The 21,388-nt window shown below is 71.1% G+C and carries 23 protein-coding genes and 1 tRNA gene; 10 read left to right on the top strand and 14 right to left on the bottom strand.

Annotated features, from left to right (window positions below; translation table 11 throughout):
* Positions 1 to 4 precede the first annotated feature (4 nt).
* Genes BM028_RS01155 through BM028_RS01165 form a run of 3 tightly spaced genes read right to left on the bottom strand, consistent with a single transcriptional unit; the run spans position 5 to position 2,091 of the window.
* Complete coding sequence (locus tag BM028_RS01155) at positions 5 to 931, bottom strand: Fpg/Nei family DNA glycosylase (RefSeq protein ID WP_070416593.1); 927 nt, start codon at positions 929 to 931, stop codon at positions 5 to 7.
* A 19-nt stretch (positions 932 to 950) separates the two neighbouring features.
* On the bottom strand, positions 951 to 1,439 hold the full coding sequence (locus BM028_RS01160; RefSeq protein ID WP_070416594.1) for a ribose-5-phosphate isomerase: 489 nt from the start codon (positions 1,437 to 1,439) through the stop codon (positions 951 to 953).
* A 22-nt stretch (positions 1,440 to 1,461) separates the two neighbouring features.
* The gene (locus BM028_RS01165) at positions 1,462 to 2,091 is read right to left on the bottom strand and encodes a helix-turn-helix domain-containing protein (RefSeq protein ID WP_083413707.1); all 630 of its coding nucleotides are present in this window, start codon (positions 2,089 to 2,091) and stop codon (positions 1,462 to 1,464) included.
* Between BM028_RS01165 and BM028_RS01170 the strand changes: the two genes are divergently transcribed.
* The gene (locus tag BM028_RS01170; protein WP_092384066.1) at positions 2,090 to 2,617 is read left to right on the top strand and encodes a GNAT family N-acetyltransferase; all 528 of its coding nucleotides are present in this window, start codon (positions 2,090 to 2,092) and stop codon (positions 2,615 to 2,617) included. The two genes, BM028_RS01165 and BM028_RS01170, sit on opposite strands and share 2 nt — an antisense overlap.
* 54 nt (positions 2,618 to 2,671) lie before the next feature.
* Here BM028_RS01170 and BM028_RS01175 read toward each other — a convergent pair whose 3' ends face one another.
* Positions 2,672 to 3,232 (bottom strand): mycothiol-dependent nitroreductase Rv2466c family protein, encoded by a 561-nt coding sequence (locus BM028_RS01175; RefSeq protein WP_217647222.1) that lies wholly within the window; start codon positions 3,230 to 3,232, stop codon positions 2,672 to 2,674.
* Between the two features lie 208 nt (positions 3,233 to 3,440).
* Between BM028_RS01175 and pepN the strand changes: the two genes are divergently transcribed.
* The 3 genes from pepN to BM028_RS01190 all read left to right on the top strand — a co-directional run bounded on the left by pepN (position 3,441) and on the right by BM028_RS01190 (position 7,611).
* On the top strand, positions 3,441 to 6,020 hold the full coding sequence (pepN, locus tag BM028_RS01180; RefSeq protein ID WP_092384070.1) for an aminopeptidase N: 2,580 nt from the start codon (positions 3,441 to 3,443) through the stop codon (positions 6,018 to 6,020).
* A 77-nt stretch (positions 6,021 to 6,097) separates the two neighbouring features.
* Positions 6,098 to 7,174, top strand: coding sequence for a mechanosensitive ion channel family protein (locus BM028_RS01185; RefSeq protein ID WP_092384072.1), 1,077 nt, complete (start codon positions 6,098 to 6,100; stop codon positions 7,172 to 7,174).
* Positions 7,171 to 7,611 carry a globin gene (locus BM028_RS01190; protein WP_229085056.1) on the top strand — a complete coding sequence of 147 codons (441 nt, stop codon included), beginning with the start codon at positions 7,171 to 7,173 and terminating at the stop codon, positions 7,609 to 7,611. Before BM028_RS01185 ends, BM028_RS01190 begins: the two co-directional genes overlap by 4 nt.
* Positions 7,612 to 7,684: 73 nt before the next feature.
* Here the strand turns inward: BM028_RS01190 and BM028_RS01195 are convergent, their stop codons facing one another.
* Complete coding sequence (locus tag BM028_RS01195) at positions 7,685 to 8,527, bottom strand: NAD(P)H-binding protein (RefSeq protein ID WP_092384074.1); 843 nt, start codon at positions 8,525 to 8,527, stop codon at positions 7,685 to 7,687.
* A gap of 38 nt (positions 8,528 to 8,565) precedes the next feature.
* On the bottom strand, positions 8,566 to 9,267 hold the full coding sequence (locus BM028_RS01200) for a DUF8185 domain-containing protein (protein WP_071301729.1): 702 nt from the start codon (positions 9,265 to 9,267) through the stop codon (positions 8,566 to 8,568).
* A gap of 58 nt (positions 9,268 to 9,325) precedes the next feature.
* Between BM028_RS01200 and BM028_RS01205 the strand changes: the two genes are divergently transcribed.
* Complete coding sequence (locus BM028_RS01205) at positions 9,326 to 10,183, top strand: acyl-CoA thioesterase (RefSeq protein WP_070416601.1); 858 nt, start codon at positions 9,326 to 9,328, stop codon at positions 10,181 to 10,183.
* A 26-nt stretch (positions 10,184 to 10,209) separates the two neighbouring features.
* Here the strand turns inward: BM028_RS01205 and BM028_RS01210 are convergent, their stop codons facing one another.
* Both BM028_RS01210 and ettA read right to left on the bottom strand, forming a co-directional pair.
* A complete protein-coding gene (locus BM028_RS01210) occupies positions 10,210 to 10,665 on the bottom strand; it encodes an acyl-CoA thioesterase (protein ID WP_070416602.1) in 456 nt (151 codons plus the stop codon).
* A 29-nt stretch (positions 10,666 to 10,694) separates the two neighbouring features.
* Entirely contained in the window at positions 10,695 to 12,380 is a 1,686-nt protein-coding gene (gene ettA / locus BM028_RS01215; RefSeq protein WP_071295909.1) for an energy-dependent translational throttle protein EttA, read from the bottom strand.
* A 157-nt stretch (positions 12,381 to 12,537) separates the two neighbouring features.
* Between ettA and BM028_RS01220 the strand changes: the two genes are divergently transcribed.
* Positions 12,538 to 13,260, top strand: coding sequence for a hypothetical protein (locus BM028_RS01220; protein ID WP_070416604.1), 723 nt, complete (start codon positions 12,538 to 12,540; stop codon positions 13,258 to 13,260).
* Between the two features lie 28 nt (positions 13,261 to 13,288).
* On the opposite strand, the gene BM028_RS01225 is transcribed toward BM028_RS01220, so the two are convergent.
* The 3 genes from BM028_RS01225 to msrA form a co-directional block, all read right to left on the bottom strand.
* A complete protein-coding gene (locus BM028_RS01225) occupies positions 13,289 to 13,912 on the bottom strand; it encodes a single-stranded DNA-binding protein (RefSeq protein ID WP_070416605.1) in 624 nt (207 codons plus the stop codon).
* A 130-nt stretch (positions 13,913 to 14,042) separates the two neighbouring features.
* Positions 14,043 to 14,246 carry a hypothetical protein gene (locus BM028_RS01230; RefSeq protein WP_070416606.1) on the bottom strand — a complete coding sequence of 68 codons (204 nt, stop codon included), beginning with the start codon at positions 14,244 to 14,246 and terminating at the stop codon, positions 14,043 to 14,045.
* Positions 14,247 to 14,284: 38 nt separating this feature from the next.
* Positions 14,285 to 14,812 carry a peptide-methionine (S)-S-oxide reductase MsrA gene (gene msrA, locus BM028_RS01235; protein ID WP_070416607.1) on the bottom strand — a complete coding sequence of 176 codons (528 nt, stop codon included), beginning with the start codon at positions 14,810 to 14,812 and terminating at the stop codon, positions 14,285 to 14,287.
* A gap of 164 nt (positions 14,813 to 14,976) precedes the next feature.
* Here msrA and BM028_RS01240 point away from each other — a divergent pair, with 164 nt between their 5' ends.
* Complete coding sequence (locus tag BM028_RS01240; RefSeq protein WP_070416608.1) at positions 14,977 to 15,243, top strand: hypothetical protein; 267 nt, start codon at positions 14,977 to 14,979, stop codon at positions 15,241 to 15,243.
* Between the two features lie 112 nt (positions 15,244 to 15,355).
* Complete coding sequence (locus BM028_RS01245) at positions 15,356 to 16,720, top strand: prolipoprotein diacylglyceryl transferase (RefSeq protein ID WP_092384076.1); 1,365 nt, start codon at positions 15,356 to 15,358, stop codon at positions 16,718 to 16,720.
* 58 nt (positions 16,721 to 16,778) lie between these two features.
* Here the strand turns inward: BM028_RS01245 and BM028_RS01250 are convergent.
* From BM028_RS01250 to BM028_RS01260, 3 genes are all read right to left on the bottom strand, one after another.
* Positions 16,779 to 16,851, bottom strand: a tRNA-Arg gene (locus tag BM028_RS01250).
* 14 nt (positions 16,852 to 16,865) lie between these two features.
* Positions 16,866 to 17,426, bottom strand: coding sequence for a P-loop NTPase family protein (locus BM028_RS01255; RefSeq protein WP_092384078.1), 561 nt, complete (start codon positions 17,424 to 17,426; stop codon positions 16,866 to 16,868).
* A 9-nt stretch (positions 17,427 to 17,435) separates the two neighbouring features.
* Positions 17,436 to 19,571, bottom strand: a complete 2,136-nt coding sequence (locus BM028_RS01260) for an ArnT family glycosyltransferase (RefSeq protein ID WP_092384079.1) — start codon at positions 19,569 to 19,571, stop codon at positions 17,436 to 17,438.
* Between the two features lie 160 nt (positions 19,572 to 19,731).
* On the opposite strand from BM028_RS01260, the gene BM028_RS01265 reads away from it, so the two are divergent.
* The gene (locus tag BM028_RS01265) at positions 19,732 to 20,505 is read left to right on the top strand and encodes an acylneuraminate cytidylyltransferase family protein (RefSeq protein ID WP_092384081.1); all 774 of its coding nucleotides are present in this window, start codon (positions 19,732 to 19,734) and stop codon (positions 20,503 to 20,505) included.
* Positions 20,502 to 21,374, top strand: coding sequence for an N-acetylneuraminate synthase family protein (locus tag BM028_RS01270; RefSeq protein ID WP_092384083.1), 873 nt, complete (start codon positions 20,502 to 20,504; stop codon positions 21,372 to 21,374). The genes BM028_RS01265 and BM028_RS01270 overlap by 4 nt, the downstream gene beginning before the upstream one ends.
* Positions 21,375 to 21,388: the final 14 nt, after the last annotated feature.

A 21,388-nucleotide genomic window follows, 5' to 3' on the forward strand; every position in this document is an offset into this window, starting at 1 on the left:
CGCGCTACTTCTGGTCCTTCGGGCACCAGTAGAGCTTCCGGCCGGCCATGTCGGCCATCCGGATCTCGGTGCCGCACACCCGGCAGGGTTCGCCCTGGCGGTGGTAGACCCAGTGCCGGTCCTTCCGGGACCGGACGGCCTTCGCGTGCTCGCTCTTCGACAGGCCGTCCATGGTCAGCATGAGGCCGTCGCGGACGCCCTCGTGCAGGAGCTTCGACCAGTCGTGCCAGAGCGCCTTCGCCTGCTTGACGGTGAGCTGCTTGCCCGGCTTGTAGGGGTCGATGCGCTGCCGGAACAGCAGCTCGGCGCGGTAGATGTTGCCGATGCCGCTCACGACGGCCTGGTCCATGAGCAGCTGGCCGATCGCGACGTTCCGCTTCCGGACGTTGTCGACGAAGGTCTTCTCGGCCTCGGGGCCGTCGTCGTTGATCGGGTCCGGGCCGAGCTTGTCGAGCGCCTTCTGCACGCCGGCCGGGTCCTCGACGACGCACGCCGTCGGACCGCGGAGGTCGGCGACCGTGTCCTCGGTGAGCAGCCGCACGCGAACCTGCCCGACGGGGTCCGGCGGGAACGCCTCGATCGGGTCCTCGACCTTCTCCTGCTCGGCCATCCGGTAGCGGGCGAGACGGGGAGCGCCGATCGACGTCAGGGACTCCTCGCCGTCGTCGTCCGACAGCGCCCCGGCGGTGGAGAGGTCCCCCGCGAAGTCCCACGCCCCGTAGAGGCCGAGGTGGACGCGCAGGAACCGGTCGCCCTCGAACTCGAGGAACATCTGCTTGCCGACGGCCCGGGCAGCGACCATGCGCGTGCCGTCGAGCTGGGCGGCACCGGCGGCGAACCGTCCCTGCGGACTCGACACCTCGCAGCGTTTGCCGACGAAGTGCCGGGTGAACTGGTTGGCGATGCGGTGGACGGAGTGACCCTCGGGCATTGCTCTTGTCTACTCGGCCTTACTGGTCGATCTGCTTGCCGGCGATCAGGCCGGTGGTCTCGTACTCGGCGAGCTGCGCGATGCGGCGGGCGTGACGCTCCTCGCCCGAGAACGGCTCGGCGATGAACAGGTCGACGAACCGGATCGCTTCGTCCTCGGTGTGCTGGCGGGCGCCGATCGAGATGACGTTGGCGTCGTTGTGCTGGCGGGCGAGGAGCGCGGTGGACTCGTTCCACACGAGCGCGGCGCGGACGCCCTCGACCTTGTTCGCGGCGATCTGCTCGCCGTTGCCGGATCCCCCGAACACGACACCGAGCGCCTGGACGCCCGCACGCTGGTCCTGCACCACGGCGTGCGCGGCGTTGATGCAGAACGAGGGGTAGTCGTCGAGCGCGTCGTACTCGGTCGGACCGTGGTCCACCACCTCGTGCCCGGCCTCCGTCAGGTGGGTGGCGAGGGTCTTGTTGAACTCGAGGCCGGCGTGGTCCGTTCCGAGGTGGATGCGCATGGGATCGATCCTATTCCTGCGACTACTGCCCCCGGACCACGACCACGACGTACCGCGTGGGCTCCTCGCCCGGGTTCCGGTAGACGACGTCGGCGGGGTCCCCGAGCTCGATGCGGTCCCCCGCGGCGAGCCGCGTCGGCTCGCCGCCGACGACGAGTTCGAGCACGCCGTCGACCACCCAGATGCAGTGGCGCAGGAACGCGTAGGCGGACGCCGGGTAGGCCACTTCGCGGCCGGACGGGAGGCGCACCTCGGTGACGTCCGCGGGGAAGGCCGCACTCGAGATCGGTCGACGCCGGTACCCGGTCTCGGGATCGGTCCAGGAGTCGGCGGTCGCGCCGCGCTGGACGCCCCGCGCGTCGTCGGGATCGGTCGCCCGGGGCACCTCGTGGTCGAGGGACTCGTCGAGGAGCTGTGAGACCGTGAGTCCGAACGCTCCCGACAGCCGCCCGAGGATGGTCGCCGTGGGGCTCGACACCCCGCGTTCGACGCGGTTGATCATGGCACGGGAGACCCCGGACTCCTCGGCGAGCTCGGTGAGGCTCCACTTCCGCTCCGTGCGGAGGCGCTGCAGGCGCTCGCCGAGCCGTCGCTGGTCGGCGTCGTCCGCCGTTTCCGGTTCCGACTCCGGTGCGTCTACGATGTGAGACATGACGACAGCATATGCGACGAACGGGTCGGGTCCGGCCACCGTCCGGGAGTGCGAGCCGCGCGACCTCGACGTCGTCCACGCGCTGCACGTCGACGCCGTCCTGCACTCCACCGCCATCTGGCAGGAGGAGCCGCACCCGCGCTCGTACTTCGACGGCTGGCTCGCCGAGCGTCGCGCCGACGGCTGGCCGGTCCTCGTCGCCGAGGTCGGCGGGCAGGTCGCCGGCTACGCGACGTACTCGCAGTGGCGGCCGCACCAGGGGTACCGGCTGACGGTGGAGCACAGCGTGTACGTCGTCGAGGCGTTCCGCGGGCGGGGCATCGCGACCGTGCTCATGGACGCCCTCGTCGCACGGGCACGGGCGGAGGGGCGGCACGTCCTGATGGCGGGGATCTGCAGCGAGAACGCCGGGTCGATCGCGCTGCACACCAAGCTCGGGTTCGACACGGTGGCCGTCGTGCCCGAGGTCGGACGCAAGTTCGACCGCTGGCTCGACCTGACGCTCATGCGGCTGCCGCTCGCCTGAGCCGGGCCGGCGGGGCGGACGCGCGCCGCGCCTCCTGGCCCCGCCGGGCCGACGTCAGTCGGTGGTGTCGAAGATCGGTCCGACGGTCCGCGAGCGCTTGAGCTCGAAGAAGCCCGGGTACTTGGCGACCGCGACGACGCCGTCCCAGAGGTCGAGCGCCGCCTGGCCCTTCGGCGCGGGCGAGATGACCGGGCCGAAGAAGGCGGCGCCCTCGACGGCGATGACCGGCGTGCCGACGTCCTGGCCGACCCGGTCGATGCCGTCCTGGTGGCTGGCGCGTACGGCCTGGTCGACCTCGTCCGTCCAGGCGTACTCGAGCAGGTCGGCGTCGAGGCCGAGCTCCGCGAGCACCGCCGGCACGACCTGCTCCGGGTCCTGCTCCTGGCGGTGGTGGATGTGCTCGCCGAGCGCGTCGTAGAGCGGCTTGACGATCTCCTGGCCGAGGCGGAGCCGTGCCGCGGTCACGATGCGCGGGTAGACCTGCCCGGCCACGAGCCGCTCGCGGTAGGTGTCCGGGACGTCCTGGTCCTCGTTGAGGACGAACAGGCTCATCACGTTCCAGGTGACGTCGAGGTCGCGGTGCCGGGCGACCTCGCCGACCCAGCGGCTCGTCATCCAGGCCCAGGGGCAGTTCGGGTCGAACCAGAACTCCACAGCGGTGCGGTCGGCGGTCGTCTTGTCCACAGTCGTGTCGGTCACGGATGCGAGCGTACGCGTGCTCGCTAGGCTGGAGGCGACCGTCCCGCCGGTGCACGACGCCGTGCCGGGACCCCCCTCACGCGGACAAGGACCGTCCGTGTGCAACCGCGAAGATGGAGCGTCCGTGCCCGGAGAGAACCTCACCCGAATCGAAGCCCAGGAACGTGCCGCGATCGTCGACGTGCAGACGTACGACGTCGAGCTCGACCTGACCCGCGGCGCCGAGACGTTCGGCAGCACCACGCGGGTGCGCTTCACCGCCACCGCCGGTGCGTCCACGTTCATCGACGCCATCACGAAGTCGGTGCACTCGATCACGCTGAACGGCACGGCGCTCGACGTCGCCGCCGTGAACGACGGGGTCCGCATCCAGCTCGACGACCTGCAGGAGCAGAACGAGCTCGTGGTCGTCAGCGACGCGCTCTACACGAACACGGGCGAGGGCCTGCACCGCTTCGTCGACCCGGTCGATGACGAGGTGTACCTGTACTCCCAGTTCGAGGTGCCCGACTCGCGTCGCATGTTCGCCGTGTTCGAGCAGCCCGACCTCAAGGCCGAGTTCACCTTCACCGTGACGGCGCCGTCCCGGTGGCAGGTCGTCTCGAACTCCCCCACGCCCGAGCCGCACGTCGACGGCGACATCGCCACGTGGGCCTTCCCCCCGACGGCGAAGATCTCGAGCTACATCACCGCGCTCGTCGCTGGCCCGTACGAGGTCGTTCGCGACGAGCTGACGAGCCGCGACGGTCGGACCATCCCGCTCGGCGTCTTCGCGCGGAAGTCGCTGGCCGAGTACCTCGACCCCGAGTACGTCTTCGAGACCACGAAGAAGGGCTTCGCCTACTACGAGGAGAAGTTCGACGTCCCGTACCCCTTCGAGAAGTACGACCAGCTGTTCGTGCCGGAGTTCAACGCCGGCGCCATGGAGAACGCCGGGGCCGTCACCTTCACCGAGACCTACGTCTTCCGGTCGAAGGTGACCGACGCCATCAAGGAGCGCCGGGTCGTCACGATCCTGCACGAGCTCGCCCACATGTGGTTCGGCGACCTCGTCACCATGAAGTGGTGGAACGACCTGTGGCTCAACGAGTCCTTCGCCGAGTGGGCTTCGACGATCGCCACGGCCGAGGCCACCGAATGGACCGAGGCGTGGACCACCTTCCAGGCGATGGAGAAGTCCTGGGCCTACCGCCAGGACCAGCTCCCCTCGACCCACCCGATCGTCGCGACGATCAACGACCTCGAGGACGTCCAGGTCAACTTCGACGGCATCACGTACGCCAAGGGCGGCTCCGTCCTGAAGCAGCTCGTGGCGTGGGTCGGCATCGACGCGTTCTTCGCGGGCGTCTCGGCGTACTTCAAGAAGCACCACCACTCGAACACCGAGCTGCGCGACCTGCTCGTCGAGCTCGAGGCCACCAGCGGCCGTGACCTCTCCGAGTGGTCGAAGGCCTGGCTCGAGACCGCCGGGGTGAACACGCTCCGCCCCGAGATCGAGGTCGACGAGTCCGGCGCGATCACGTCGTTCGCCGTGCTGCAGGAAGCGCCGGCCGACTACCCGACGCTCCGTCCGCACCGTCTGGCGATCGGCGTCTACGCCGTCACGCAGGACGCGGACGCACCGTTCGGCGCCGACACCGCGTCCTCCGGCGGCAAGCTCGAGCGCGTGCACCGCGTCGAGATCGACGTCGACGGTGCCCGCACCGAGGTCCCGGAGCTCGTCGGCGTGCAGCGCGGCGACCTCGTGCTCCTCAACGACGACGACCTCGCCTACGCCAAGATCCGTCTCGACGAGCACTCGCGCCGGACCGCCATCGAGCACCTCGCCTCGATCGCGAACCCGCTCGCCCGCTCGATCGTGTGGGGCGCGATGTGGGACGCCACGCGTGACGCCGAGTCGCCCGCCAGCGACTACGTCCGCCTGGTGCTCGGCAACATCGCCACCGAGACCGAGTCGACCACGATCCGCACGACGCTCTCGCAGCTGCTCCTGACCGCGCGCAACTACGTCGCGCCGGCGAAGGTCGACCAGACCGTGCGCACCGTCGGCGACACGCTCTGGAACCTCGCGTCGAGCGCCGAGGCCGGTTCCGACGCGCAGTTCCAGTTCGTGAAGTTCTTCGCGCAGATCGCCTCCACGCCCGAGCACGTGGCCACCCTGAGCGGCCTGCGCGACGGCTCGGTGACGCTGAACGGGCTCGAGATCGACACCGACCTGCGCTGGGAGCTGCTCGAGGGCCTCGTGCTCGCGGGTGCCGCCTCCGGTGCCGAGGTCGACGCCGAGCTCGCTGCGGACAAGACCGCGTCGGGTGAGCAGGCCGCCGCGCGTGCCCGTGCGACGATCCCGACGGCCGAGGGCAAGCTCGCCGCGTTCTCGTCGCTCGTGGACTCGTCCGAGCTGCCCAACGCGATCGTGCGCCAGACCACGGTCGGGTACCAGCACGTGAACAGCCCGGTCGTGCTCGAGGGGCTCGTCCCGAAGTACTTCGACGTGCTCACGCGCATCTGGGCCGAGCGCAGCTACCACATGGCCGACACCATCGTCTCGGGGCTCTACCCGGCGCCGCTCGCGTCGGCCGAGCTGCGGGACGCCGCGGCCGCGTGGCTCGAGGCGCACCCGGAGACCCCGGCGCTGCGTCGCATCGTGTCCGAGAGCCTGGCGGGGACCGAGCGTGCCCTGCGGGTCCAGGCGGCGGACGCCTGAGTCTCGGATGAGGATCGGCGGGGTCCTGGCGTTCCCCAGCGGACACCAGGGCCCCGCCCTCTAGCATCGACCGGATCATGATCTTGGCTGCAGTTCCCTCCCCGACCCCGTCAGGCCCGGCAGAGGCCGTCTCGCAGACGTTCGGCGAGTTCGTCGACACCTGGCACGTCCCGATCACGATCGTCATCACGATCCTCGCCGCGCTGGTCCTGCGGATCATCCTGCGGCACTCGATCAAGGGCGTCGTCGACCGCGTCGTGAACGGCGTGAAGAAGCGTCAGGGCGCGACCGACACACAGGCACTCATCGCCTCGCCGATCCAGACCGCCCGCGTCGTCCAGCGCACCCGCACGCTCGGCAGCGTGCTCGAGAACCTCGCGACGGTGATCGTCGTCGTGCTCGCACTCGTCGTCATCATCCCGCTCGTCATCCCGAACGCGGCCGTCGGGATCGTCGGCGGCGCCTCGCTCGTCGCCGCCGGGCTCGCGGTCGGCGCACAGAGCATCGTGCGCGACCTGCTCTCCGGCGTGTTCATGATCCTCGAGGACCAGGCCGGCGTCGGCGACGTCGTCGACACCGGCCAGGCCACCGGCGTCGTCGAGAACGTCGGGCTGCGGGTCATGCAGATCCGCGACGTGAACGGCATCCTCTGGTTCGTGCCGAACGGGCAGATCCTGCGTGTCGGCAACCTCTCGCAGGGCTGGTCGCGCGTCCTCGTCGACATCACGGTCCCGTACGACACCGACATCGACGCCGTGCAGGACGCCCTCCTCAAGGCCGCGGTCACGATGTCGCAGGAGCCCCGGTGGCGCCAGCGCATCGTCGAGAAGCCGGAGATCTGGGGGCTGCAGTCGATCACGGACGCCGGCATGGTGTTCCGGCTCGTCGTGAAGACCCGGGCGTCCGAACTCGACGTCGTCGGCCGCGAGCTCCGCGTCCGGCTGAAGCACGCCGTCGACGAACTCGGCGTGACCCTGCCCGCGATGGCGATGATCATGCCCGCCGGGTGGGAGAACGCGACCTCGATAAACGGTCTGCGCACCGTGCGGACCCAGCCCACGCCGGCGCCGACCAAGCCCCGACGCGGCCGCAAGAACGTCCTCGGTCAGCCGATCCGGACCGACGACCCCGACGCCGGGAAGGACCCGCGATGACCGACCCCACCCCGCCCGCACAGCCGATCACGCTGCGGGTCGGCGAGCACGGCGCCTCGGCCACCGGCTCCCTCTACGAGCGCATCGGCGGCGCACCCACCTTCGACCGGCTCGTCCGGCGCTTCTACGAGGGCGTGCAGCAGGACGACGTCATCTGGCCGATGTACCCGGCGGACGACCTCGAGGGGGCGATCTGGCGTCTCTCGGCCTTCCTGCAGCAGTACTGGGGCGGCCCGGGGACCTACAGCGAGGAACGCGGCCACCCCCGCCTGCGGATGCGGCACATGCCGTTCCGGATCACGTCCGAGGCCCGCGAGCGCTGGCTCCACCACATGCGCGAGGCGGTCGAGTCCCTCCAGCTCGCGCCCCTCGACGAGGCAGAGCTCTGGGCCTACCTCGACCGGGCGGCACACGCCATGACGAACACGTTCGACTGACGGACGTGCGCGGATGACGGACTGGAGGCGCGGTGCCAGCTGGCGCCGTCCCTCCAGTCCGTCACCGGTCGCGTCAGCGGACGTAGGAGCCGTCGGCGAGGTCCTCGACGAGCGGGGGCCGGGTCGGGTTCCACCCGAACGCGCTGCGCGCATGGGCACCCGAGGCCTCCTGGTGGAGCAGCAGCGCGTCGGCGTACTCGGTGCCGAGGCGCTCGCGGCTGGCGTCGACGCTCTCGGCCACGATCGGCGAACCGTGCGCTCCCGCCTCCGCGATCTCGCGGACCGTCGGTTTGTCCCCGGTGGCCGCGACGACGTAGCCGTCCTGCTCACCGCGGTGCAGGGCGAGGACGTAGAGCTCGCCGAGGTCGTCGGTGTGCACCGTCGTCCAGCGCTGCGAACCGTCACCGACGAGTCGGACCTCGTGCTCGCCGTCCCCGACGAACATCGCGGGGATGCCGGCGCCGCGGCCGTACACGATGCCGGGGGCGATGATCGTCGTCCGGACGCTGCTCGCCCGCACCGTCGCCTCGTTCGGCGCGCGCCAGGCGGTGAGTGCCGGCGGCGACAGCGGCGACTGCTCGGAGATGTCGGTCGAGTCGCCGAAGGTGAAGATCCCGCCGGTGTGCACGAACGGCTTCGGGGTGCCCTCGAGCGCGGCGAGCACGGTCGCGATGAAGTCCGCGTCGATGCCCTGGGCCGAGGCCGTGTGCACGACGGCGTCCGCCTCGTGTGCGAGCCGGCGGACGACGTCGGTGTCGGTGACGTCACCGACGAGGGCGCGGCCGCCCGCGTCGCGGACCGCCTGTGCCTTCTCGTCCGTGCGGACGAGGGCGGTGACCTCGTGCTCGTGGGCGACGAGTGCGCGGAGGACCGAGGAACCGATGTACCCGGACGCGCCGGTGAGGAAGACGTGCATGGAGCCAGCCAACCACGCCCGGTCCGGGAACCGGCTGCCTACGAGTTGAGGGTCCAGGCGCGACGCTTGACGAGCACGTGCCCGCGCGAGGTGGTCAGGCGGCTCCACGGGCCGGTCTCGAAGAGCCGCACCGGGTCGTGGCCGAGGAAGCCGAGGCTCTCCCCCGCGAAGCCGGCGCCGGCGGGGACGTGCTCGATGCCCGCGACCGGACGGCCCCAGACCTCTGATCGGACCTTGCGGACGATGGCCTCGCCGGCGTTCGTCGGGACGGCGTCGGCGACCTCGGCGATGCCGTCGCGCGCGGCACGGCGGAGGAGCTCCGGCGAGACGTCGGGCAGCGGGACCCAGCCACCGCGGGGCGGCGAGATCGCTGCCCAGGTGACGGTGTGGACCTCGAGCGGGAGCTCCACCTCGATCGGGGTCGCCCGGGTGGGGTCGGCACCGTCGGCGTGCTCGGCGTCGTGCGCCTCGGCGAGCAGCCGCAGACGTTCCTGCAGCGAGGCCAGCGGGACGACCGCGTCGACGGTCGCCGGCTGCGCGAGCGAGAACGTCCGCAGCCCGAGGACCGTCGGCAGTTCGTCGAGCAGCCCGAGCGGGTAGAGGATCGCGGTGTAGACCGCGAGGACGCCGGAGTCCGCGATGAGTCGGACGGAGCCGTCCTCGATGCGGGCGGCCCGTCCGAGGTAGGTGCGCAGGTCCCCGAGGGAGGCTGCGTCGGGAAGCGTGAACGAGGTGCCCATGTCACCCAGCAGCCTACCGGGCACGGCTCGGCGCCGGGGCGTTCGTAGACTGCTCGGTGTGAACGGCGAACCGGACTTCCTGCGGACCCTCAGACTCGAGGACACCGGCGCGAGCACCGGCGAGACGATCCTCACCGGCGCGAGCCACTGGTCCCCCGGCGGCCGGGTGTTCGGCGGGCAGGTGCTCGCGCAGTGCATCGTCGCCGCGCAAGCCACCATCGAGGACCGCGACATCCACTCGATGCACGGCTACTTCCTCCGCCCCGGCGACATCGACGTCCCGATCACCTTCGGTGTGGAACGCATCCACGACGGGCGATCGTTCGCCGCGCGGCGGGTGCAGGCCTACCAGCGCGGTGTGCCGATCTTCTCGATGATCGCCTCGTTCCAGCGCCCGGACGTCGGCGTCGAGCACCAGGACCCGTTCCCCGTCGACGTGCCCGAACCGGAGTCCCTGCCCTCGGCCGCGTCGATCCTGTCCGCCATCGACCACCCGGTCGCTCGGGCGTGGGCCGAACGCTCCATCGACCTGCGGCACGTCGAGGGCCCGGTGTTCGTCGACGTCCAGGGCGAGCACATCGCCCACCAGGCGGTGTGGTTCCGGGTCGACGGCGACCTCCCCGCCGACCCGGCGCTGCACCGTGCCGTCCTCGCGTACGCGAGCGACCTGTCCATCCTCGAGCCGATCATGCGGCGTCACGGGGTGGCTTGGGGCACCCCCGGCGTGAAGAGCGCGAGCCTCGACCACGCGATGTGGTGGCACCGTGACGGCCGGGCCGACGAGTGGGTGCTCTACACGCAGGAGTCCCCGAGCGCGCAGGGCGGTCGGGGACTCGCGTTCGGGCGGATGTTCTCGTCGGACGGGCGGCTGCTGGCATCGGTCGCGCAGGAGGGGATGATGCGCGTCCCGCGCTGAACCGGCCGACGGTGCTGCGGTCCGTCCTACGGGCGGGAGAACTCCACCGGGGCTTCGACGTAGGCGGCGCACGCGTCCCGCTCGGCCTCGGTCAGCCGACGCGGACGGTTGCTGACGGCGTCGACCATCACGAGCGCGGTCGTCGCCCGGGTGTACAGCACCGCGGGCTCGTGCCCGACCGGCGACCAGACCTCGTACGAGACGTCGATGCTCGCGCCGCCGAGCCGCCCGATCCACATCTGGATGTCGAGCGGCTGCCGCAGGTACGGGATCGACGCGAGGTACTCGAGGCGCTGCGCCGCGATCACGGTCATGGTGCCGGAACCCGGCCGCCCGTCGATGATCGGCTCCGGGACCGACCCGTCCGGAGCGCGCTCCTCGGGGTCGGGTCCCCAGAACCCCACGATGCGCGCCTCTTCCAGGAGACGCAGCATCGCGGAGTTGTTGACGTGACCGTAGGCGTCGATGTCGCTCCACCGCATGCGGACCGGAGCGTGCAACCGCGCCACGGTCAGTCGCGGGTGAGCTTGCGGTACGTCGCCCGTCCCGGCTTCGCCGCGTCGGCGCCGAGCCGCTCGATCTTGTTCTCCTCGTACGCCTCGAAGTTGCCCTCGAACCAGTACCAGTTCGGCGTGCCGTCCTCGTTCAGGCCCTCCCACGCGAGGATGTGCGTCGCGATGCGGTCGAGGAACCACCGGTCGTGCGTGATGACCACGGCACAACCCGGGTACTCGAGCAGCGCGTTCTCGAGGCTGCCGAGGGTCTCGACGTCGAGGTCGTTCGTCGGCTCGTCGAGGAGCAGCAGGTTGCCGCCCTGCTTGAGCGTCAGCGCCAGGTTCAGACGGTTGCGCTCACCACCGGAGAGCACCCCGGCCTTCTTCTGCTGGTCCGGACCCTTGAACCCGAACTGCGACACGTACGCACGCGACGGGATCTCGGTCTTGCCGACCTGGATGTAGTCGAGTCCGTCGGACACGACCTCCCACAGGTTCTTGTTCGGGTCGATGCCACCGCGGCTCTGGTCGACGTACGAGATGTCGACCGTGTCGCCGATCTTCAGCGTGCCGCCGTCGAGCGGCTCGAGGCCGACGATCGTCTTGAACAGCGTGGTCTTGCCGACGCCGTTCGGGCCGATCACGCCGACGATGCCGTTGCGGGGCAGCGTGAAGGACAGGTCGTCGATGATGATGCGCTCGCCGAACTGCTTGTGCAGCTTCTCGGCGTCGATGACCTGCGAGCCCAGGCGCGGGCCGACGGGGATGACGATCTCCTCGAAGTCGAGCTTGCGCGTGCGCTCGGCCTCGGTGACCATCTCCTCGTAGCGGGCGAGACGGGCCTTGGACTTCGCCTGGCGGCCCTTCGTGTTGCTGCGGACCCAGTCGAGCTCCGAGGAGAGGCGCTTCGCGAGCTTGGCGTCCTTCTTGCCCTGGACCTCGAGCCGGGCGCGCTTCTTCTCGAGGTAGGTCGAGTAGTTGCCCTCGTAGGGGTAGAGACGACCGCGGTCGACCTCGGCGATCCACTGCGCGACGTGGTCGAGGAAGTACCGGTCGTGGGTCACGGCCAGGACTGCACCGTGGTACTGCTGCAGGTGCTGCTCGAGCCAGAGGACGGACTCGGCGTCGAGGTGGTTGGTGGGCTCGTCGAGGAGGAGCAGGTCCGGCTTCTGGAGCAGCAGCTTGCAGAGCGCCACACGACGCTTCTCACCACCCGACAGGTGCGTGACGAGCTCGTCCCCCGGGGGGCACTGGAGCGCGGCCATGGCCTGCTCGAGCTGCGAGTCGAGGTCCCACGCGTCCGCCGCATCGATGTCCTCCTGCAGGGTGCCCATCTCGGCGAGGAGCGCGTCGAAGTCGGCGTCCGGCTCGGCCATCTGCGCGGAGATCTCGTTGAAGCGCGTGATCTTCGCGTGGATCTCGCCGACTCCTTCCTGCACGTTCTCGAGCACCGTCTTCGACTCGTCGAGCTCGGGCTCCTGCATGAGGATGCCGACGGTGAAGCCCGGGGTGAGCTTCGCCTCGCCGTTGGACGGCTGGTCGAGACCCGCCATGATCTTCAGGATCGTCGACTTGCCCGCACCGTTCGGCCCGACGACGCCGATCTTGGCGCCGGGGAGGAACGACATCGTGACGTCGTCGAGGATCAGCTTGTCGCCGACCGCCTTGCGGGCGCGGACCATCTGGTAGATGTACTCAGCCATATCGCGCCAAGTGTACTGACAGTGCGGGGCGTCCGTCTGCCCGGTCGCCGGTTCGCCGGATCACGCACGGGGGCTGTTGCGCTCGCCGACTTCGACGTACCGTTTCCCCGCTCCGCACCGGGAGCACGGTCGATCGACCACCGGAGAGGATCAGGACATGTTCACCAAGCGTCTGCGCCGTCTCGCGCTCCCCCTCGCGGGAGCCACCGCGCTCACCGTCGCGCTGCTCGCCCCGGCGACGGCTGCCTCGGCAGCGTCGCCCGTCCCGCGCGGCAACCCCTACGTCCAGTACACCGCGCACCTCATCGAGAGCGGCTCGGGCACCGGGTACTCGTCGTACATCAACGTCCACGACGCCCACAACAACGCGTTCGCCGTGGGGATCCAGTCCGACACCGCCTCGTCCGTGAGCAAGGGGCAGCCCCGGTTCATCTGGGAGCGGGTGCAGAACGGCAAGTTCACGTACGGCTACATGGGCGGCGCCTCGCACAGCAAGACGTCGGTCGGGCTGCGCTGGTACAAGAACGACGTCGCGTCGGTCATCCTCAACAACCGCACGGTCGGCACGATCGCCCTGAACCTCGACGGTCGGCTCTTCTTCAACGCCGAGGCGAACGCCCGACTCAACGGTGACGTCGTGCACTCGCAGGTGAACGACATCTCGATCAAGGTCGGCGACTCGTCCGGTCGGACGGGGCTCGCCGGCACGTGGAACACGAGCTTCTCGTTCCACGGGCTCAAGGCGAAGCAGACGAACAGCCCGAAGGTCCAGGGTGCGAGCTTCTCGATCGACGGACGGGTCTCGGGGCTCCCCCGCGGCGGCAACTGGGACACAACCGAGGTCGCGGGCATCGCGATGATCGCCCAGAACTGGCGGTAGGCGCCCGGGAGCGGGGACGGGGACCGGCTCAGGCCGCGGCACGCTCGTCCCCGTCCACCACCGGGTCGACGCCCACGACGACGTCGAACTCGTGACCGATCGCCGCCGCGGCGTGGCGAGCGGCCTCGGCGCCGTCGGGCAGCTCCTCGCGGACGTCCGGCTCCGTCGGGTCGGGGTCGACACCCGGTACGGGGGTGCGGTCCGTGCCCGCCGTGCCGACCTCGCCGGTGAGCGGGTCGACGTTCGGCAGGACGCCCGAGGTGCTCCCCGGAGGCGCGGTCGCCTCACCCGTGTGCCGCGGGACGCGGACCCAGTTGCTGATGCCCCAGGCGAGGTCGTGCCCGAGTGCCTCGGCGTCGATCTCGACGGAGGTGCCGCCGCGACCGTCCCGCTCCCACGTCCGGATGCGGATGCGCCCGGTGACGACGATGCGGTCGCCCTTCTTCAGGGAACGGTGCACGTTGGCCGCGAGCGATCGGAAGGCCGTGACGGTGTACCAGTTCGTGGCGCCGTTGGTCCAGGTCGAGGTCGCCCGGTCCCAGCGTCGGGACGGTGAGGCGAGGCGCATGCTCGTGATGGCGATGCCGGTGTCGGTCACGAGGTGACGTGGCTCGGTGGCGATGATCCCGCAGACGGTGATGGTGTCGTTCATGCGTCGATCGTCATCGAGCCCCGGGTCGCGCAAGCGACCCGGGGCTCGATCTGTGACTGGATGACTCGATCAGGTGCGTTGTGGAGGACGAGTCCCCCGCGCCTCCTGGTCGAGACGTGGCACCGCGCGTTCAGTGCGCGCGGAACTCGGGTCGGTCCGCCAACGGGCCGAGCGCTGCGTGCACGGCGCCCTTCGCCGACTCGAGCGACGGGTACGTCCCGCCGCCCGCGCTCCGACCGTAGAGCTCGACGCGGAACCCGCCGTCTGCTCGGTGGATGCTGCCGACCGCTCCCGCTGGTCCGACCGCGACCCAGGTCCCGGTGTTGTTCGTCATCGTTCGACCACCTCCTCGTGGCCCCGACGTCCGGAGTCTCAGGACGCCAGGATGTACTGACTGTAGGCCTTGCGGACCTTGTTCACCTTGGGCAGCGCCACCGCGAGGCAGTAGCCCTGACCGGGGTTCTTCGCGAAGAAGTCCTGGTGGTACTCCTCCGCACGGTAGAAGGTACCGAGCGGTTCGATCGTCGTCACGATGCCGCCGTCCCAGATGTCCGAGGCGCGCGCGATCGCCCGCTCGAACAGGGCCTTCTGGTCGTCGTCGGCCGGGAACATCGCCGAGCGGTACTGCGTGCCGACGTCGGCGCCCTGCCGGTTCAGCTGCCGCGGGTCGTGCAGCGTGAAGAACACGTCGAGGATGACATCGGCCGGGATGACCGTCTCATCGAAGGTGACCGCCACCGCCTCGGCGTGACCGGTCGTCCCGGTGCACACCGACTCGTACGAGGGGTTCTCGACCTCGCCGCCGACGTAGCCGGACACCACGTCCTGCACGCCCTGGAGCGTGCGGTACACGGCGTCGAGACACCAGAAACATCCACCTGCGAGCACGAAGGTCGTCATGGCCGCAACCTACCGCTCCCCGCTCGGAGCGAGCCGCGACCGGGGCACGCCTCCTCCACAACGCGCACGTCCCCGGCAACGCTCCCCGGATCGTCCGAGCGCACTCGGCGTGTCGGTGGTGGACCGTACCGTCGAAGACACACCGACGAGCAGGAGGCACCACGATGCAGACGACGAACGAACCGGTCTTCCGGATCCGTACCGCGCCCGTGGCCCGCTCGCGCGGCGACCTCCGGATCCTCGACGTCCGCGACGACCTCAGCCGCGTGACCCGGGCGAACGGCGAGATCGTCGGGTACGTGGACCGCGTCGACGTCGCCGGGGGCACCGCCTACCGCGCCCGTCGGTACGTGTCGACCGAGCGACGCTTCGTCGAGCTCCCGAACGTCTGGTCGGCCGACGACGCCGTGGACTGCCTGCGCTGGGGCTGATCCGGCCTCACCGGACGACATGATGTTCCACATTGGAATCATGTCCGGTCGGATGCGCGGAACACCGTCCGACCTCCCCGATGCCTGACCGTTTCGTGAGTAGGGTGCGCGCATGGACTGGTGGAACGACCTGACCGACTGGATCTCGTCCGACAACGGCTGGCGCGTGATCTCCGGCGCGCTCATCCCGTTCGTCGCGATCGTCGTGGCGGGCGTCATCGCGGCGCTCATCGGCCGCGGGGCGACGAAGCGGGTCGTGGCGATGCAGGAACGCGAAGCGCGGAACGCCGCCGTCGCGGGTATCGTCTCGGCTGCACGCAAGGCCGCGACCTGGGGCTCCCTCGGACACGACGAGCGCGCGTACGCCGACCACCTCGCCGAGGACGCCGACATCCGACTCCGTCTGCTCCCCGTTGCCGGTGCGCCCCTCGCGGCGAACTGGACGCAGCACGAGATCGCGGACATCAAGAAGAACTCCTCGACCTTCAGCTTCCAGGCGGAGCAGTCGCTCGCCGAGTTCCGTGATCGCATCCTCGAATGGCAGGCACGACCGAACCGGGCGCGCAAGCTCTTCAAGAGCGACCTCGAGCGCTGGAAGTTCGATTCGCCCGACCCCGACGCCGAGCTCATCACGCGGCAGCAGGACTGGAACGCCGACCAGGCCGCCCCCGCGCGACCGACGGACGCCGGCACGACCACGGCCCTCCCCGCCGAGCGCCCGACGCCGACGACGACCTCCCTCCGGCCCGCTCCGGCGAGCACGCCCGCCCCGGCGAACGCGCCCGCCCCGTCGAGCACGCCCGCCGCAGCCCCCGGTGCCGGCGCCGCCTCCGGCGCTGCTGGTGCAGGCTTCTCGGTCACCCGCGGCGGCTCCGCACCGGTCGACCCGAACGCGACGACGCCGATCTCGGACACCTCCAGCACGAACCGGACGACCCCGATCTCCGACACGAACGCCACGCGCGCGTACGGCGATGGCGCGCCCCGCGCGTACGGCGAGGGCGCGACCCGCGCGTACGGCGACGCGGCCGCCGCCCCGACCCGGGCGCCCCTGGGTTCGCCGGCATCGCCCGCCGGCCGCCGCGGCTCGGCGACCGAGTCGACCGCGTCCGGCACCGACACCGACAACGCCGACGCCGTCGACGACGTCCGGCCGAGCAGCCCTCGCGGCACCGACCGTCCGACCACGGACCCCCGGAGCAGCGGGCCCCGCGGGGCGAACACGACCGGTCCCGACGCGAGCGCAGCACCGCCGGTCGCCAAGCCGACCTCGGCGGACGCGCACGTCAACCGCACCACGGAGTCCGACGCCCGCGGTGTCGACACCTCGACCACCGCACACACCCGGTCGATCCCGACCCGCATCGCGGACGGTCCCGCCGAACCGGCCGACGCGAACGAGACCTCGGAAGCGCCCTACACCCAGCCGATCAGCGCGAGCGAACTCCGTCGCCGCGCTGCCGACGACGACGAGTAGGCAGTCGCCGAACGACACGAAGGCCGCCGTCCCGATGGACGGCGGCCTTCGTCGTGTGTGCCCCCGGCAGGAATCGAACCCGCGGCACGGTGGGTAGAAACCACCTGCTCTATCCACTGAGCTACGGAGGCGGACGGCCCCGATTCTATCCGCGACCCTCACCGAGGTGCTGCACGAACCGGTCGACCTCCCGCTGCGACCGGAGGTGGACGATGCGCAGGTGCGGCGCGGTCTCGACGAGCTCGGGCACCCGACGACGCGTCACGTTCCGGGTGCTGATGCCCCAGCGGAGGATGTGGCCGCGATCAGTGAAGAACGTCCACAGCGACGGTTCGACGTTGCCGTTCCACATCTCGATGCGCCCGAACCGTCGTCGCAGCGTCCGACGCAGCAGCCGCCAGAGCGCCTGGGCCGTCGGCAGGTCGATCCACACGAGGGTGTCCGCCCGCTCCGCGAGTATCGCCCGGACGGAGGTGTACTGCCACTCCGTCACCCACGCGGGTTCGCTCGTGTACCGCTCGACGTCGGCGACGAAGGTGTCCCGCGGGACCCAGCCGGGCCCGTGGTACAGCGAGTCGATCTCGGTGTGCGGGATCCCGAGGACTCGGCCGATCCGCCCTGCCGTGGTGGTCTTCCCGACGCCCGTGGTGCCGGCGACGAGGACGCGACGGGGCACGGGGTCCAGGGGGTCGTCGGCGCCGAGCACTCGTCGACCCTAGCCCGCGGTGAGGTCGTAGACCGTGACGCCTCCGATCATCGACGAGGTGAAGGTCGACTCGACCCACGCCGAGATCTCCGACGCCGCGTCGCTGCCGCCGTTCGACTGCCCGACGCTGCCGGCGATGAAGTAGTGGATCTTCCCGGCAGCGACGTCTGCCTGGAACTCCTCGAGGGTGGGTGACGGGTCCGAGCCGTTGAAGCCGCCGATGGGCATCACCGAGGTGCCCGTGGCGAGCTGGTAGGTCGCGGCACTGTTCGACCCGATGGTGGCGGCGACCCAGGTGTAGTCGTCGGCGTCCTCCAGGAGCGCCTTCCGCAGCGTCGAGGAGACCTCGGTGGACCCGCCGAGCAGCCCACCGGCTCCGCCGAACCCGCCGCCACCCGCACGACCCGTCCCGGTCCCGCCACCGGTCCCCGTCCCGGTCCCGGTCCCGGTCCCGCCACCGGCCCCGGTCCCGGTCCCGGTCCCGCCACCGGTCCCGCCGGCCGCGCCCGTCCCACCCGGTCCACCGGTCCCGCCGGCCGCGCCCGCCCCACCCGGTCCACCGGTCCCGCCGACGCCAGCCGCGCCTCCAGGGCCGCCGCCAGCACCACCGAACCCGCCGCCGCCGCGGGCCCCGCCACCGCCACCCCCGAACCCGCCGCCGGCGACGGTCGGTCCGGCCGAAGGCAGCGCCCCGGTGTGGGCGGTCGTCACCGTGTCGATCGAGTACGCCGCCGGTCCGAGCAGCGCCGTGACGACCGCGCCGACGACCGCACCGACGACCGCGACGCTGCCGACCGGACGAGACCACCTCGCGAGCCCGCCGCCGTGCACCGGCACCAGCACCGCCCCCGCCGTCACCACCCCGACCACGAGCACCACCCACCGGATCCACGGCTGCCACCCCGACGCCGCCGTCAGCAGGTGCCACTGCCACACCACCGTGACGACCACCGCGAACGCCGCCGTCCCTCGCCACCACCACGACGCGCGCCGCTCCCACAGCACCCCGGCACCGATGCCCACGAGCCCGGCGATGTACGGCGCGAGCGCGACCGTGTAGTACGGGTGGAAGATCCCGCCCATGAAGCTGAACACCAGCCCGGTCACGAGCAGCGACCCACCCAGCGCGATGACCGTGGCGAGGCGGGAGCGAGCAGACGGCGTCCGCTGCCGGAACCCGATCGCGACGAGCGCCGCCACGAGCAGGACCAGTGCGGTGGGCAGCAGCCAGGTGATCTGCCCGGCGAACTCCGACCCGAACAGCCGCAGCAGCCCGGTGGCGCCCCAGGAGCCGGCTCCGGCAGTTCCGCCGCCCCCGGTCACGCTGCCGGTCTCGTCGCCGGTGACCCGCCCGAGGCCGTTGTAGCCGAAGGTGAGCTCGAGGAACGAGTTCGTCTGCGACCCGCCGATGTACGGGCGGGACGACGACGGCACGAGTCCCACCACGGCGACCCACCACCCGCCGGCGACGACCACGGCGAGGGCCGCCCACAGCAGGTGCACGACGCGCTTCACGAACGGCAGCGACGAGCAGTACAGGTACACGCCGACGAGCACGGGCAGGATGAGGAACCCCTGCAGCTGCTTCGTCAGGAAGGCGATCCCGACGGCCACGCCGGCCAGGACGACCCACCGCAGACGCCCGCTCTCGACACCGCGCAGGACGAGCCAGAGCGACAGCACCATGAGCAGGGTGAGCAGTGCGTCCGGGTTGTTGAAGCGGAACATGAGGGCCGCGACCGGGGTCGTCGCGAGTGCGGCACCCGCGACGAGCGCGGCCCCGGCGGAGAACCGCCGCCGGACGATGACGTACAGCAGTGCCACGGTCCCGACGCCCATGAGGGCCTCCGGCACGAGGATCGCCCACGAGTTGAGGCCGAACAGGCGCACGGACAGCTCCATCACCCAGAGGAACGCCGGCGGCTTGTCGACCGTGATCGAGTTGCCCGCGTCCGAGGAGCCGTAGAAGAACGCCTCCCAGCTCTGGCTCCCCGCCTGCACCGCTGCCGAGTAGAACGCGTTCGCGTACCCGTTCACCCCGAGGTTCACCAGGTACAGGACGGCCGTCGCGACCAGCAGGCCGAAGAAGGCAGGACGTTCCCACCGTGCTCGCTGGACGGCGGGTGTGCGGGAGCTGATGCGCATGGTCCCAGCGTCACCGGGTCGGCTTTCGGCATCCGTTGGCAGCGCTGTGGAAGCGCCGGGAGGCGCGGCGGGCGTCCGCCGGGTCGGGTTCCGGAACGGTTCGGCGCGCGTCTGCCTGGTGTTCGCCTCCGCGACACCGCGGCTTCGTAGCGTCCCGAGCATGCGCCCCACCGGTTCCGTCGTCGCGGTCGTCCCGGCCCGTGCGGGGTCGAAGGGCATCCCGGGCAAGAACCTCCGACCCGTCGCCGGGCGCTCCCTGGTCCGTCGCGCGGTGGAGTCCGCCCGAGCAGCGACGACGATCGACACCGTCGTGGTCTCGACGGACGGCGACGCCATCGCCGCCGAGGCCGTGTCCGCCGGCGCCCGGGTCGTCCGGCGTCCGGCAGCGCTCGCCGGGGACGAGGCCTCGTCGGAGTCCGCGCTGCTGCACGTCCTCGACACGCTCGCGGCCGCGGGCGAGGAGCCCGACGTCGTCGTGTTCCTGCAGGCGACCTCGCCGTTCATCGACCCGGTCGACCTCGACGCCGCCGTCACCCGGGTCCGCGACGGCCGCGCCGACTCGGTATTCGCCGCGGCGCCCTCGCACGCGTTCCTCTGGCGCATCGGCGCCGACGGCTCCGCCCGCGCCGTGAACCACGACCAGGCCGTCCGCCCCCGGCGGCAGGACCGCGAGCCGGAGTTCCGCGAGACGGGCGCGTTCTACGCCTTCCGGGCCGCCGCCTTCCGCGAGCACCGCCACCGGTTCCACGGCCGCGTCGAACTCGTCGTCGTCGACGGTGCCGGAGCGATCGACGTCGACGACCCGGCCGACCTCGCCCTGGCGTCCGCCCTCGCACCACGGCTCGACCGTCCCGCGCACCGGTCCGACGAATACGCACCAGACCACCGTCCGGCCACCGAGCCGCACGTCCCCGCACCGAACGGAGCACCATGACCGTCACCATCGGCACGTCCACGATCGGCGCGGGCCACCCCGCGTACCTCATCGGCGAGATCGGCCTGAACCACAACGGCGACGTCGACATCGCCAAGCGACTCATCGACGTCGCGGCCGACGCCGGGCTGCAGGCCGTGAAGTTCCAGAAGCGCACGCCGGAGATCTCCACGCCGGAGCACATGAAGCAGACGCCGCGCAGCACGCCGTGGGGCGAGATGACCTACCTCGAGTACCGGTACCGCGTCGAGTTCGACCGCGACCAGTACATCGAGATCGGCGACCACGCCACGCTCCGCGGGCTCGACTGGTTCGCCTCGCCGTGGGACGAGCCGTCGGTCGCCTTCCTCGAGGACCTCAACGTCGTGGCGTACAAGATCGCCTCGGCGTCGGTGACGGACCTCGGACTCCTGGCCGAGGTCGCCGCGACCGACAAGCCCGTGATCCTCTCGACGGGGATGTCGACGCTCGAGCAGATCGACCGTGCCGTGGAGGCCCTCGGCACCGAGCGACTCGTGCTCATGCACGCCACGTCGACGTACCCGCTCCCCGCCGAGGAGGCGAACCTGCGGATGATCGACACCCTCGCGAACCGCTACGCGGGCGTCCCGGTCGGGTACTCCGGCCACGAGCCCGGGCTGCAGATCTCCATCGCCGCGGTGGCACTCGGCGCGACGGCCGTCGAGCGCCACATCACGCTCGACCGCACGATGTGGGGTTCCGACCACGCTGCGTCGCTCGAACCGCACGGGCTGCAGACGCTCGCGCGCGACGTCCGGATCATCGAGACCGCGCTCGGCGACGGCGTGAAGCGGGTCATGCCCGGCGAGCGGGCCCCGCTCGCGAAGCTGCGCCGCGTCGGAGCGTGACGGGCGGCGACCTG

The organism is Curtobacterium sp. YR515, from assembly GCF_900113095.1.
Lineage (GTDB): Bacteria > Actinomycetota > Actinomycetes > Actinomycetales > Microbacteriaceae > Curtobacterium.